General features: G+C 54.2%; 11 protein-coding genes. 6 read left to right on the forward strand and 5 right to left on the reverse strand.

Annotated features, from left to right (window positions below; genetic code table 11):
• Positions 1-191 precede the first annotated feature (191 nt).
• Both bepA and arsC read left to right on the forward strand, forming a co-directional pair.
• Entirely contained in the window at positions 192-1,655 is a 1,464-nt protein-coding gene (bepA, locus tag B2Q93_RS17855) for a beta-barrel assembly-enhancing protease (protein ID WP_286933948.1), read from the forward strand.
• A 12-nt stretch (positions 1,656-1,667) separates the two neighbouring features.
• On the forward strand, positions 1,668-2,027 hold the full coding sequence (gene arsC / locus B2Q93_RS17860; RefSeq protein WP_286933949.1) for an arsenate reductase (glutaredoxin): 360 nt from the start codon (positions 1,668-1,670) through the stop codon (positions 2,025-2,027).
• Between the two features lie 29 nt (positions 2,028-2,056).
• Here the strand turns inward: arsC and B2Q93_RS17865 are convergent, their stop codons facing one another.
• The 4 genes from B2Q93_RS17865 to B2Q93_RS17880 all read right to left on the reverse strand — a co-directional run bounded on the left by B2Q93_RS17865 (position 2,057) and on the right by B2Q93_RS17880 (position 6,454).
• The gene (locus tag B2Q93_RS17865) at positions 2,057-2,758 is read right to left on the reverse strand and encodes a DnaA inactivator Hda (RefSeq protein ID WP_212478503.1); all 702 of its coding nucleotides are present in this window, start codon (positions 2,756-2,758) and stop codon (positions 2,057-2,059) included.
• A 95-nt stretch (positions 2,759-2,853) separates the two neighbouring features.
• On the reverse strand, positions 2,854-4,143 hold the full coding sequence (gene uraA, locus B2Q93_RS17870; protein WP_040074549.1) for a uracil permease: 1,290 nt from the start codon (positions 4,141-4,143) through the stop codon (positions 2,854-2,856).
• 87 nt (positions 4,144-4,230) lie between these two features.
• Positions 4,231-4,857: a uracil phosphoribosyltransferase gene (upp, locus tag B2Q93_RS17875; RefSeq protein ID WP_040074548.1), complete on the reverse strand. Its 627-nt coding sequence runs from the start codon at positions 4,855-4,857 to the stop codon at positions 4,231-4,233.
• Positions 4,858-5,020: 163 nt separating this feature from the next.
• Positions 5,021-6,454, reverse strand: a complete 1,434-nt coding sequence (locus tag B2Q93_RS17880; protein WP_040074547.1) for a 6-phospho-beta-glucosidase — start codon at positions 6,452-6,454, stop codon at positions 5,021-5,023.
• A 280-nt stretch (positions 6,455-6,734) separates the two neighbouring features.
• On the opposite strand from B2Q93_RS17880, the gene purM reads away from it, so the two are divergent.
• The 4 genes from purM to ppx all read left to right on the forward strand — a co-directional run bounded on the left by purM (position 6,735) and on the right by ppx (position 12,228).
• A complete protein-coding gene (purM, locus tag B2Q93_RS17885; protein ID WP_207292193.1) occupies positions 6,735-7,772 on the forward strand; it encodes a phosphoribosylformylglycinamidine cyclo-ligase in 1,038 nt (345 codons plus the stop codon).
• Positions 7,769-8,410: a phosphoribosylglycinamide formyltransferase gene (gene purN / locus B2Q93_RS17890; protein ID WP_263616824.1), complete on the forward strand. Its 642-nt coding sequence runs from the start codon at positions 7,769-7,771 to the stop codon at positions 8,408-8,410. The genes purM and purN overlap by 4 nt, the downstream gene beginning before the upstream one ends.
• A gap of 212 nt (positions 8,411-8,622) precedes the next feature.
• Positions 8,623-10,683, forward strand: coding sequence for a polyphosphate kinase 1 (gene ppk1 / locus B2Q93_RS17895; RefSeq protein ID WP_040074543.1), 2,061 nt, complete (start codon positions 8,623-8,625; stop codon positions 10,681-10,683).
• Between the two features lie 3 nt (positions 10,684-10,686).
• A complete protein-coding gene (gene ppx, locus B2Q93_RS17900; protein WP_046884622.1) occupies positions 10,687-12,228 on the forward strand; it encodes an exopolyphosphatase in 1,542 nt (513 codons plus the stop codon).
• Positions 12,229-12,237: 9 nt separating this feature from the next.
• On the opposite strand, the gene B2Q93_RS17905 is transcribed toward ppx, so the two are convergent.
• On the reverse strand, positions 12,238-14,478 hold the full coding sequence (locus tag B2Q93_RS17905; protein WP_286934000.1) for an EAL domain-containing protein: 2,241 nt from the start codon (positions 14,476-14,478) through the stop codon (positions 12,238-12,240).
• Positions 14,479-14,806: the final 328 nt, after the last annotated feature.

The following is a 14,806-nucleotide window of genomic DNA, read 5'->3' on the forward strand; positions in this document are numbered from 1 at the left end:
AGAACAGGCGAATTGTATCGAAGAGTCGTTGAAAAGACTTTCGCTTTTTATCGTCTTGTCGCAAAACGCAAAAGCTGAGACGGGGGATTTTCTTATCGCCCCGACACGGCTACACTCGCAAAGCAGCCGCTGGTGAACGATATACGGGTTCGCCGGTCAAAATAGCACACCCAACAGACAGGACCGAGGTTATGTTCAGGCAGTTGAAAAAAACGCTGGTTGCAACGCTTATTGCTGCTCTGACCGTGGGTCAGATGACGCCAGCCTTTGCCGATTCGGCCGATTCATTGCCGGATATGGGCACCTCAGCAGGAAGCACGCTCTCCATTGGCCAGGAGATGCAGATGGGCGATTTTTATGTCCGCCAGCTTCGTGGCAGCGCGCCGTTGATCAACGATCCCCTGCTGGTGCAGTACATTAACTCACTGGGCATGCGGCTGGTCTCCCATGCAGATTCAGTGAAGACGCCGTTCCACTTCTTTTTGATCAACAACGACGAGATCAACGCCTTCGCCTTCTTTGGCGGTAACGTGGTGTTGCACTCGGCGCTGTTCCGCTATGCAGATAACGAAAGCCAGCTGGCGTCGGTGATGGCGCACGAAATTTCCCACGTTACCCAGCGTCACCTGGCTCGGGCCATGGAAGATCAAAAACGTAGCGCCCCGCTGACCTGGGTTGGTGCGCTGGGTTCGATTCTGCTGGCAATGGCAAGCCCCCAGGCCGGTATGGCCGCCCTGACGGGTACGCTGGCGGGCACCCGCCAGGGGATGATCAGCTTTACCCAGCAAAACGAACAGGAAGCCGACCGTATCGGTATCCAGGTATTGCAACGCTCTGGCTTTGATCCGCAGGCTATGCCCACCTTCCTTGAAAAATTGCTCGACCAGGCGCGTTACTCCTCCCGTCCGCCGGAAATCTTGCTGACTCACCCCCTACCTGAGAGCCGCCTCTCAGATGCCCGTAACCGTGCCAATCAGATGCGTCCGGTGGTGGTGCAGTCTTCAGAAGATTTTTACATGGCGAAGGTGAGAACGCTCGGGATGTATAACTCTGGTCGTAACCAGTTAACCAGCGATCTGCTCGACAGCTGGTCTAAAGGGAATGTGCGCGAACAGCGCGCGGCGCAGTATGGCCGGGCTCTGCAGGCGATGGAGACGAGTAATTACGATGAGGCACGCAAAAATCTGCAGCCTTTGCTGACGGCTGAACCGGGCAATGCCTGGTATCTTGACCTCGCCACCGACATTGATTTGGGCCAGAAACGCGCCACAGAGGCGATCAATCGCCTGAAGGGCGCCCGCGATCTGCGCAACAATCCGGTGCTGCAACTCAACCTGGCGAATGCTTACTTACAGGGTGGTCAGCCGCAGGAGGCTGTGACCATCCTCAATCGCTATACCTTCAGTTATAAAGACGACCCCAACGGCTGGGATCTGCTGGCGCAGGCCGAAGCCGCGCTGAACCATCGCGATCAGGAGCTGGCCGCGCGCGCCGAGGGTTATGCCCTTGCCGGACGCCTGGATCAGGCTATCTCGTTGCTGAGCAGCGCCAGCTCTCAGGTAAAGCTGGGGAGCCTGCAGCAGGCGCGCTACGATGCCCGTATCGATCAGCTGCGACAGTTACAACAGCGCTACCGCCCGTATGAAAAGATGTAAAAAGGAGAACAGATGACTAACGCGGTAAAGATCTACCATAACCCTCGCTGCTCCAAGAGCCGCGAAACGTTAAGCTTGCTGCAATCGAACGGTATTGAACCAGACGTGGTGCTTTATCTTGAGACGCCGCCGGATGCCGACACGATCAAGGCGCTGCTGCAAATGTTGGGAATGGGTAGCGCACGTGAACTGATGCGCCAGAAAGAGGAGCTCTATAAATCGCTCAACCTGGCTGACAGCCACCTGAGCGAAGCTGCGCTAATCCAGGCAATGGTAGAGAACCCGAAACTGATTGAGCGGCCGGTTGTGGTCGCGAACGGTAAAGCGCGTATCGGACGCCCGCCGGAACAGGTACTGGATATCGTCAAGTAAGAAGAGGTCAACCCGGCAGTCGGCCGGGTTCAGAGCGCCAGAATATCTTTTACGAAAGGAATAGTCAGCTTTCGCTGGGCGGTAATAGAGGCATGATCCAGCTTGTCGAGCGTGACAAACAGCGTGCGCATTTCACGATCCAGTCGCTTCAGCAAGAAGCGCCCCACATCTTCCGGCAGTTCAAAACCTCTCAGCCGCGCCCGCAGTTGCAAAGCCTGCAGTTTGTCTTCGTCTGACAGCGGTTGCAGCTTATAGATCTGTCCCCAGTCCAGTCGCGACGCCAGATCCGCCAGCCCCAGGTTCAACTGGCGCGGAGGACGATCGCCGGTGATCAACAGCCGGGTGTTACCGGATTCAAGGATGCGGTTGTAGAGATTAAAGATCGCCATCTCCCAAAGTTCATCACCCGCCACGCACTCAATATTGTCGATACAGACCAGGGAAAGCTGCTCCATTCCGTCAAGCACTTCGGGTACAAACCAGGTGCGTTTATCGAGCGGAACGTAACCCACGGCGTCACCACGCTGAGAGAGCTCAGCACAGGCTGCGTGCAGTAAATGGCTGCGGCCCGCACCTTCGCGCGACCAGATATAGATGTAACCGCTATGCTCCTGGCGCAGCACGTTTTGCAGTGCAGCCAGTAAAGAGGGGTTATCACCCGGCCAGAAACTGGCAAACGTTTCGTCGTCGGGTAAATAAAGTGGCAAAGAGAGCTGTGCCGGTGCGTTCAGAAATACCTCAACCAGGTCTTACTCGTAATCGGCAAAGAGTTTAGCACGGAACATGCAGGGAGAGAACCGGGCGGAACGGCCGCCCGGTTTATCGATCAATGTGCGGATTTTTCGCTCTCTTCCGCATCCAGAACGACCTCTTCCGGACGCAGAACCGAGATCGCTTTGAAGATCAGGCTCAGGGCAATGCCGACAATCGTGGCCAGCGCCATCCCTTTCAGCTCAGCGGCGCCGATGTGTACCTTCGCCCCGCTCACGCCGATGATCAGAATCACGGAGGTCAGGATCAGGTTCTGCGCTTTGCTGTAATCGACTTTGGATTCGATCAGGACGCGGATACCGGATGCGCCAATCACGCCGTACAGCAGCAGCGACACGCCGCCCATTACCGGAACCGGGATAATCTGAATCGCCGCAGCCAGCTTACCCACGCATGAAAGCAGAATGGCGATGATGGCCGCGCCGCCAATTACCCAGGTGCTGTAGACGCGGGTGATCGCCATAACGCCGATATTCTCACCGTAGGTGGTGTTTGGCGTGGAGCCGAAGAATCCGGAAATCATGGTCGACAGGCCGTTCGCAAACATTGAGCGATGCAGGCCAGGGTCGCGGATAAGATCGCGCTTAACGATATTCGCCGTGACCACTAGGTGGCCGACGTGCTCCGCAATCACCACCAGCGCAGCAGGCAGGATGGTGAAGATAGCGAACCACTCGAAGCGCGGAGTATAGAAGGTTGGTAGAGCGAACCAGTGCGCCTGGGCAATAGGGGTGGTATCCACAACGCCCATTGCGAAGGAGAGCGCATAACCCGCCAGCACGCCGATCAAAATCGGGATAATGGCCATAAAGCCACGGAACAGCACGGAACCAAATACCGTTACACCCAGCGTGACCAGCGAGATGATAATGGTTTTAGAATCCGGCGATTGTCCCTCAGCAGGGAGTAATCCCGCCATATTGGCCGCCACGCCTGCCAATTCCAGACCGATGACGGCCACGATCGCCCCCATCGCCGCAGGCGGGAACATGACGTCCAGCCAGCCGGTACCGGCTTTCTTCACAATGAAAGAGACCAGACAGAACAGCACGCCACACATGATAAAGCCGCCCAGCGCCACTTCATAACCCAGCGGCAGCAACAGCAGCACCGGAGAGATAAATGCAAAGCTGGAACCCAGGTAAGCCGGGATTTTACCTTTACAGATGAAGAGGTAAAGCAAGGTGCCGACACCGTTAAACAGCAGCACGGTAGCCGGGTTAATGTGGAACAGGATGGGCACCAGCACGGTTGCGCCAAACATGGCAAACAGGTGCTGCAAACTAAGCGGGATCGTCTGTAAAAGCGGCGGTCTTTCACTCACCCCGATAGCACGGCGCGTCATAGTGTTGTCCTCTGAGTAATGATTATTGTGGGTGTTGTATTCAAAAAAAAGCCGACTATCAAAGTCGGCTTCTTTATCGTTATTCGATTACTTAGTACCAAAAATCTTGTCGCCGGCATCGCCAAGCCCCGGGATAATGTACCCGTGCTCGTTCAGCCCCTGATCAACGGACGCGGTATAGAGCTCGACGTCCGGGTGCGCTTTTTCCAGTGCCGCGATACCTTCCGGTGCCGCCACCAGAACCAGCACTTTAATGCTGCTGCAGCCCGCTTTTTTCAGCAGGTCGATAGTAGCGATCATCGAACCGCCGGTCGCCAGCATCGGGTCAACGACCAGTGCCATACGCTCGTCGATGTTGGAAACCAGCTTCTGGAAGTACGGCACGGGCTCCAGGGTCTCTTCGTCACGGTAGATACCCACTACGCTAATACGTGCGCTGGGTACGTGCTCCAGAACGCCTTCCATCATGCCCAGACCTGCGCGCAGGATCGGCACAACGGTAATTTTTTTACCTTTGATCTGCTCAACCTGCACCGGGCCGTTCCAGCCTTCGATGGTCACTTTTTCGGTTTCGAGATCGGAGGTCGCTTCGTATGTCAGTAAGCTGCCCACTTCAGAGGCCAGTTCGCGAAAACGTTTCGTGCTGATGTCATGCTCACGCATCAGGCCCAGCTTGTGTTTTACCAGCGGGTGTTTCACTTCAACAATCTTCATACTTTTCTCCTTCGGGGGTGGCAGCCACAAAAAAAATCGCCGGATTATACCGCTTTTTCGGGATTGCGCCATACCCAACTTGCTTGACGCAAATCAAGCAAAGTGTTCTGAGCATAAAAAAGCCGGAGAACAAGCTCCGGCTTTTTAACGGCATTTTGCCCGCTTATTCAATATTAGCGCCGTTGCTGGCAATTACCTGTTTATACCAGTCAAACGACTTTTTCTTACTGCGATTCAGGGTGCCATTGCCTTCGTTATCTTTATCTACAAAGATAAAGCCGTAGCGTTTTTTCATCTCACCGGTGCCGGCGGAGACCAGATCGATACAACCCCATGGGGTATAGCCCATCAGATCCACGCCATCCTCAATGACCGCTTTTTTCATTTCGCTGATGTGGGCAGAGAGATAATCAATGCGGTACTGATCGTTGACCGTGCCGTCACTCTCCTGCACGTCGATAGCCCCGAAGCCGTTCTCAACAATAAAGAGCGGTAACTGATAGTGATCCCAGAACCAGTTCAGGGAGTAACGCAGCCCCACCGGGTCAATCTGCCAGCCCCAGTCCGATTTTTGCACGTAAGGGTTGGAGACCAGGCTCTTGCTCTCGTCGTAATCCAGCTGCGGGTTGTCGGGGGTCGCTTTGGTGGCAAACGACATGTAATAGCTGAAGCCGATGTAATCCACACAGCCCTGCTTCAGCGCAGCGATATCCTCGTCGGTGATATCCAGCGCGAAGCCGCGGCGCTCGAAGTAGTTGAGCAGATGTTGCGGATAGGCGCCGCGCACATGTACATCGGTAAACCAGTAGCGACGGTGCATCGCATTCATCGCCATCATCATGTCGTTTGGCGCGCAGGAGAACGGATAGATCGGGCACATGGCAATCATGCAGCCAATCTGCAGCGACGGGTTTATCTCCCGCCCTGCTTTCACCGCCAGCGCGCTGGCCACCAGCTCATAGTGCGCGGCCTGGAACATCACGGGCTCGCGCTCTTCTCCCGGCTGATATTTCAGGCCGGAGTTAGTAAAGGGGGCGAAGTCTTCATGGAAGTTAGCCTGGTTGTTGATCTCGTTGAAGGTCATCCAGTACTTCACTTTATGTTGATAACGTTCGAACACGACACGGGCAAAGCGCACGAAGAACTCAATCAGCTTACGGTTGCGCCAGCCGCCATATTCGCTAACCAGGTGATACGGCATTTCAAAATGTGAGAGGGTAATAACCGGTTCGATGCCGTGCTTAAGGCACTCATCAAACAGATCGTCATAAAACTGCAGACCGGCCTCATTCGGGGTCTGCTCATCCCCTTTCGGGAAAATACGCGTCCAGGCGATAGAGGTACGGAAACACTTAAAGCCTAGTTCGGCGAAGAGCTGAATATCGTCTTTATAGCGATGATAAAAATCGATGGCTTCGTGGTTAGGGTAATTTTTGCCCGGCAGCACGCCGTCGGTGATCTCACGCGGAACGCCATGCGCGCCGGCGGTCATAACATCTGCCACGCTTACGCCTTTGCCACCCTCCTGCCAGCCGCCTTCAAGTTGATGCGCCGCAACCGCGCCGCCCCACAGAAAACCCTCTTTAAATCCTGACATGCGATATCCCTCATTCAGCGTTAATTATCGGCAAAATTGAGCACAGAAACCGGTTTCAGTGGAATGATGTTCATTCATCGTAACGGTTGCAAGAACAAGACTGTACCCGGTTTCATTTTCGTGAACAGTATCAACTTTGTACCGCCTCGCTGGCTGATGCAGAGCAAAAATCTTCATGCAAACTTCTGTTGCAGAATAGGCTCGCAAACGTTTGCCTGGACTGTTAGAATTGCGCCGATTTTTCTTACTATCGCAATGCAATCGCGTGGGGACTTGAGCCGTGACCAACAAAACTTCTCTCAGCTACAAAGATGCCGGTGTTGATATTGACGCAGGTAATGCGCTGGTTGACCGAATCAAAGGTGTGGTGAAAAAGACCCGCCGCCCTGAAGTGATGGGTGGTCTGGGTGGATTCGGCGCACTGTGCGCACTGCCACAAAAATATCGTGAACCGGTACTGGTCTCTGGCACCGACGGCGTAGGCACCAAATTGCGTCTGGCAATGGATCTGAAACGCCACGACACTATCGGTATCGACCTGGTCGCTATGTGCGTTAACGATCTCGTCGTCCAGGGCGCTGAGCCGCTCTTCTTCCTCGACTACTATGCGACCGGAAAACTGGATGTCGACACCGCAGCAAGCGTCATCAGCGGCATCGCTGAAGGCTGTCTGCAGTCTGGCTGTGCGCTGGTGGGCGGTGAAACCGCAGAGATGCCGGGCATGTATCACGGTGAAGATTACGACGTGGCCGGTTTTTGCGTAGGCGTGGTAGAAAAATCAGAAATTATCGACGGTAGCAAAGTTGCAGATGGAGATGTGCTGATCGCGCTGGGCTCCAGCGGCCCACACTCAAATGGCTATTCACTGGTGCGCAAAATCATTGAAGTGAGCGGCTGTGATCCTGAAACAACCGATCTGGAAGGTAAACCGCTGGCCGACCATCTGCTGGCACCGACCCGTATCTACGTGAAAAACATTCTTGAGCTGATCGAGAATGTCGATGTCCATGCTATCGCTCACCTGACCGGCGGCGGCTTCTGGGAGAACATCCCGCGCGTTCTGCCTGACAACACCCAGGCCGTGATCGACGAATCCTCCTGGCAGTGGCCGGCTGTCTTCAACTGGCTGCAGGAAGCCGGTAACGTCAGCGATCATGAGATGTATCGTACCTTCAACTGCGGCGTAGGCATGCTCATTGCCCTGCCGGCAGCCGAAGCCGATAAAGCCGTGAGCCTGATGCAGGCCAAAGGTGAAAACGCCTGGAAAATCGGTATCATCAAAGCCTCTGATTCCGAAGAGCGTGTGGTTATTGCATGAAAAACATCGTGGTGCTCATTTCCGGTAACGGAAGTAATTTGCAGGCCATTATTGATGGCTGCAAACAGAAAAGAATTAACGGCACCATCCGTGCAGTATTCAGTAACAAGGCCGACGCGTACGGCCTTGAACGCGCTCGTGAAGCCGGCATTCCGGCGCACGTCCTTGAGGCGAGCCAGTTTGCGGGCCGGGAAGCGTTTGATCGGGAGCTGGTGCAAGAGATCGACGCCTACGCCCCCGATGTCGTCGTGCTGGCAGGCTACATGCGTATTCTCAGCCCGGCGTTTGTTGCACACTATGCCGGACGCCTGCTGAACATCCACCCTTCCCTGCTGCCAAAATACCCGGGCCTGCATACCCACCGCCAGGTTCTGGAAAACGGTGACGAGGAGCACGGCACCTCCGTCCATTTTGTTACTGACGAGCTGGACGGTGGCCCGGTCATTCTGCAGGCCAAAATCCCGGTGTTTGACGGCGACAGCGAAGAGGACATTACGCACCGCGTTCAGGCACAAGAACATGCCATCTACCCGCTGGTAGTAAGCTGGTTGGTTGATGGCCGCCTCGCCATGCGTAACGGTGCGGCCTGGCTGGATGGCGTACAACTTCCCCCGGAAGGACATGCCTCCGAAGCGTAACGTGATACCGAGCCGGCGATTGCCGGCTTTTTTTTATCTGCAAATCGCAAAAACTGTAAAAAATCAGGCGTCTGATGACGGTTATGCCCCATCTGCGGTCAGTTAACTGTCATACTTTTCTGGCACAGTTGGACATATCGTGACAATGCTCGCCATAATAAGGTTGAGACGGATTTGCCACGTCCTGTGATTGAACTGGAGTGTGAGTAGTAATGGGTCAGGAAAAGTTATACATCGAAAAAGAGTTAAGCTGGTTAGCATTCAACGAGCGTGTCCTTCAGGAAGCGGCTGACAAGAGCAATCCGCTGATTGAGCGTATGCGTTTTCTGGGGATCTATTCCAATAACCTGGATGAGTTTTATAAAGTTCGCTTCGCTGAGCTGAAGCGCAGAATCATCATTAGCGAGGAGCAGGGACTCAACTCGAATTCACGCCATCTGCTCGGTAAGATTCAATCCCGCGTTTTGAAAGCCGATCAGGAATTCGATAGCCTGTATAACGAATTGCTGCTGGAAATGGCACGCAATCAAATCTTCCTCATCAATGAACGCCAACTCTCTGTCAACCAGCAAAGCTGGCTACGTCACTACTTCAAACAGTACCTGCGCCAACATATCACGCCCATTCTTATCAATCGTGAAACCGATCTGGTGCAGTTCCTGAAAGATGATTACACCTATCTGGCGGTAGAGATTATTCGTGGCGATAACATTCGTTATGCGCTGCTGGAGATCCCGTCAGACAAAGTGCCGCGTTTCGTTAACTTACCGCCGGAGACCCCACGCCGGCGTAAACCGATGATCCTGCTGGATAACATCCTGCGCTACTGTCTGGATGATATCTTTAAAGGTTTCTTCGATTACGATGCGCTGAACGCCTACTCCATGAAGATGACCCGTGATGCCGAGTACGACCTGGTACACGAAATGGAAGCCAGCCTGATGGAGCTGATGTCATCGAGCCTGAAACAGCGCCTGACGGCCGAGCCGGTACGCTTTGTCTATCAGCGCGACATGCCCGATGCCATGGTGGAGATGCTGCGCGATAAGCTCACCATCTCACGCTATGACTCCATCGTGCCCGGCGGGCGTTATCACAACTTTAAAGACTTCATTGGCTTCCCGAACGTTGGCAAAGCCAACCTGGTGAACAAACCGCTGCCGCGTCTGCGCCACCTCTGGTTCGACAAATTCCGCAACGGTTTCGATGCCATTCGCGAACGCGATGTCCTGCTTTATTATCCGTACCATACCTTCGAGCACGTGCTGGAGTTGATGCGCCAGGCCTCATTCGATCCGAACGTGCTGGCGATCAAAATCAACATCTACCGCGTAGCGAAAGACTCCCGCATTATCGATGCCATGATCCACGCCGCCCATAACGGTAAAAAAGTGACCGTAGTGGTTGAGCTGCAGGCGCGTTTTGACGAAGAGGCCAATATCCACTGGGCCCGTCGTCTGACAGAAGCCGGGGTACACGTTATCTTCTCCGCGCCGGGTCTGAAAATTCACGCCAAACTGTTCCTTATTTCGCGTAAAGAGGGTGAAGAGGTGGTGCGTTATGCCCACATCGGTACCGGCAACTTTAACGAGAAGACGGCGCGTATTTATACCGACTACTCGTTATTGACCGCCGATGCGCGTATCACCAATGAAGTGCGACGGGTCTTTAACTTTATCGAGAACCCTTACCGTCCGGTGAGCTTCGACTATCTGCTGGTCTCTCCGCAGAATTCGCGTCGCCTGCTGTATGACATGATCGATCGTGAGATCGCCAATGCGCAGCAAGGGGTGCCAGCAGGCATTACCCTCAAGCTGAACAACCTGGTCGATAAAGGGCTTGTTGATCGTCTGTACGCGGCCTCCAGCTCCGGTGTGCAGGTGAATCTGCTGATCCGCGGTATGTGCTCTCTGATCCCGGAACTGGAAGGTATTAGCGATAATATTCGCGTTATCAGCATCGTCGACCGCTATCTGGAGCACGATCGCGTCTATATTTTTGAAAACGGCGGCGACAAACGGGTGTATCTCTCCTCCGCCGACTGGATGACTCGCAACATCGACTACCGCATCGAAGTGGCGACACCGCTGCTTGATCCGCGGTTGAAACAACGCATTCTCGATATCATTGAAATCCTGTTAAGTGATACCGTAAAAGCACGTTATATCGATAAAGAACTGAGTAATCGCTATGTGCCGCGCGGTAACCGCCGCAAAGTGCGGGCGCAGCTGGCGATTTACGACTATATCAAATCACTCGAGCAACCCGATTAACCTATGCCGATAAATGATACGACCCCACGACCGCAGGAATTTGCCGCGGTCGACCTTGGTTCTAACAGCTTCCACATGGTCATCGCCCGTGAGGTGGATGGCGCGATGCAGATCATCGGTCGCCTGAAACAGCGTGTCCATCTGGCGGATGGTCTGGATGAGAACAGCATGCTCAGCGAAGAGGCCATTGAGCGCGGGCTGAACTGCCTGTCGCTGTTTGCTGAACGCCTGCAAGGTTTCGATCCCTCAAGCGTCTGCATCGTGGGCACCCATACGCTGCGTCAGGCGCTCAACGCGTCAGAGTTCCTCAAGCGCGCAGAGAAGGTCATCCCCTACCCGATCGAGATTATCTCGGGCAATGAAGAAGCCCGGCTGATCTTCATGGGCGTGGAACATACTCAGCCGGAAAAAGGGCGCAAGCTGGTAATCGATATCGGCGGCGGCTCCACTGAGCTGGTGATCGGCGAAAACTTTGAACCGCATCTGGTTGAAAGCCGCCGGATGGGCTGCGTAAGCTTTGCCCAGCTTTACTTCCCGGGCGGCGCCATCAGTCGCGATAATTTCCAGCGCGCGCGCATGGCCGCCGTGCAGAAACTGGAAACGCTGGCCTGGCAGTATCGTATTCATGGCTGGAACGTAGCGCTGGGCGCCTCAGGCTCCATTAAAGCCGCCCACGAAGTGCTACTGGCGATGGGTGAAAAAGATGGATTTATCACCCCTGAACGTCTGGTTATGCTGACGGAAGAGGTGCTCAAACATAAGAGCTTTGACGCGCTGAGTTTGCCTGGTCTCTCTGATGAGCGTAAAGCCGTGTTTGTGCCGGGGCTGGCAATTCTGTGCGGCGTTTTTGACGCGCTGGCGATTAAAGAACTCCGTCTCTCTGACGGCGCCCTGCGTGAAGGGGTACTCTACGAGATGGAAGGCCGCTTCCGTCATCAGGATATCCGTAGTCGTACGGCTCAGAGCCTGGCCAATCAGTACAATATCGACCGCGAACAGGCGCGCCGCGTACTGGAAACCACGACCCATATGTATGAACAGTGGGAAATCCAGAATCCGAAGCTGGCGCATCCGCAGCTGGCAGCCCTCCTTAAATGGGCGGCCATGCTGCACGAGGTGGGGCTGAACATCAATCACAGCGGGATGCACCGCCACTCGGCCTATATTCTGCAAAATAGCGATTTGCCCGGCTATAACCAGGAGCAGCAAACCATGATGGCCACCCTGGTGCGCTATCATCGCAAAGCGGTGAAGCTGGATGATATGCCACGCTTTACCCTGTTTAAGAAAAAGCAGTTCCTGCCCATGATTCAGCTGTTACGTTTAGGCGTGCTGCTGAATAACCAGCGTCAGGCGACCACAACGCCGCCTACGCTGACGCTCACCACGGATGATAACCACTGGACGCTGAGCTTCCCGCACGACTGGTTCAGCCAGAACGCGCTGGTCTTGTTAGATCTGGAAAGAGAGCAGCAATACTGGAGCGCGGTTACCGGCTGGAACCTGAAAATCGAGGAAGAACACTCCCCGAACGTGGCGGCATAAAACCCGCGATCAGGCGCTCAGACCGGGCGCCTGATCGATGAGCAGATTCGTCATGACTTCGGGTTTGCCGATCAAATACCCCTGCAGATAATCAATACCCAGCGCCACTGCAGCATCGCGGATTTGTTCGTTTTCGACATATTCTGCCACCACCTGCATATTCTTCATTCGCGCCAGATGGCATATCGAGGCCACAATCTGGTAATCCAGGCTGTTACTGACAATATTACGAATAAAACTGCCATCGATTTTCAGGATATCCGCATCCACCTCCTTCAGGCGAGCATAGCTGGCGTAGCCGGTGCCAAAATCATCTATCGCAATCCGACAGCCCATTTTTTGCAGCTGGCCCATGATCTGGTTCGCCAGCCCCGCATTGCCGAAACTGCTGCTTTCGGTGATTTCAAAAACAAGCTGCCAGGGCTCAATGGCATATTTTTGCAGCAGTCGGTTGACCTCCAGCGGCAACGGGGCACGGCAGATCGCGCTGGGTGAAAGATTGATCGCAAAACGCTTACCCGGCATAGAGACGCGATTATCGGCCATAAACTGCAAAGTCTTCTCCAGCACCCACAAGTCGATCTGTGAAGAGAGGCCAAACTCCTGGGCCACGGGTAAAAACAGATCCGGAGCGATCATTTCGCCTTTATCGTCGCGCATTCGCAGCAGCACCTCATGATAGTGATCCCCGCGAATTCCCTGAACAGGCTGCACCATCAGAACAAAGGCGTCGTTTTCCAGCGCCCGCTGCACGCGGTTCATCATCTCGACTTTATCTTTCAGCCCGCGCTGCATATTAAGGGCACCACGCTGCTGCAGATTTTCTGGATGACAGGTGGAGAGGGAGAGATCGGCGATAGTGCTCAGCTCACCCAGCAAAAGATAGAGATGGGCGACGGGCGAGCGCACGTAGCAGTAGCTCACTCCCACCTGCGGTTGTAGCGGCATCCCGTCCCAGTAGAAACGAAAGCGTTTAATTTGCTGATCCAGTTCCTCAATCCGGGTCTGGTAGGATTCGGTATTGAGGCGTAGCGCCAGATCGTGTCCGGAGAGTTGATAGACGCACTCATCAGGCTGCAGGTAACCGTTCAGCCACTCCGCCAGTTTCTGTTTGTACTGTATCCGGAGCAGGACGCCGTAATTACGCCCCAGCACTTCCAGCTCCGGTATGCGCAGGAAACAGAGCGCTGACCAGGGCCTTTCATCCAGCGCGCGGCTGAGCGCACGCAGGTTAGGCATATGGACGACCGGATCCAGAAATGCCAGACGACGAGCACGAATGCTGATGGCGCGCTGACGTGTCGCCAGCATGCCCATGTACACCACGACGAAGGTAAAGACGAGGTAGCTGGACGAGGTGATCGTGAGCTGGATGTCATACCCCTCTGACAGCGGAATATAGCGATAGAAATAGTGTATAGAGACAATCAGCACCGGCGTCCAGAGCAGTGACATCAGCTTATAACCGAAACGCATTGAGCCCCAGAGCATAACCGGCATCAGCAGTGACAGGGTATAGTTGGTGCTGAAGATAGAGCTGTTCTCATTCATCGGCCATAACAGCATTCCCAGCAGGATGCCGTTGATGATAAGCCAGAGCACGATCTCCAGCGCGGTGACCTTCGGGTCGAATTGAGCACGAATCTGCGACACCAGGCTGCGCAGATAGCGCGGGTGGCGGATTGCGCGCAGCAGCACGTAGCAGAACGGGACCCCGGTCAGACAGCCTACCAGCAGCCCCTGGTAATTAATTAACGAGCGGATACCCGTGTCGCTGAGCCCGGCCAGGTGAAAACGGGTTTCGTAAACGCCAAAATAGACAGCGAACTGAAAAAGTAAAAAGAAAAGCGTCGCCGGGCAAAACATTTGCCAGAACAGGCGTGATGCCATTAGCCGGGTATTACCGTAAGCGACACGATTACGCCGCGGCGAAAAGACCCGGTATCCTCCCCAACTGAGTATGACCGGAATAAGAAAATGTGCGGTGGCAATGGTGGTCTCAAAACCGCCTATTGCGGGGTAGTAATGAAGTACCAGCGCCAGAATCATGCCCGGCAGCGCCGCAAGACCATAAAAGAGGGTTAGCGCCAGTAGAAAGGCCAGGGGCATATAATAAAGTACGACGATGCCGCCTTCGACCTCGGTATAGGTTGTGGCCTGGCGCACCAAAGGCATCAGCAGAAGGGGCAGGATCAGGGGCAGCGCCCACCAGCGATTTTTGTATTGTTGATATAACGCGAAAATTGTCATAGATGCCATTTAAACCCGCTCGTCCCCAAGGGTAATTTCAGACAGGCATCCAACCTGACGCTTGTTAACCGTGGAGGCTTGAAGGAGGCTCTCACGGAGGAGGTGAGATTTTATAAAGCATCCCTGCGCGGCAATTGACTTAAATCAAACTTTTTAATATCCAGAATCAATAATCACATTTTTTAACGATATTTTTGTGCGATTTATCAATGGTGTAAATTAACTGATTAATATACATAACAATGGATTATTTAAATGCTGACAGAATTTTACATAAGCATTAATTGACCCCGCTTCGCCGCTATGCCTTAATGAGCCTATCGCCCGG

The sequence above is a fragment of the Leclercia sp. UBA5958 genome, from assembly GCF_002430365.1.
In the GTDB taxonomy this organism is placed as follows: domain Bacteria; phylum Pseudomonadota; class Gammaproteobacteria; order Enterobacterales; family Enterobacteriaceae; genus Enterobacter; species Enterobacter pneumoniae.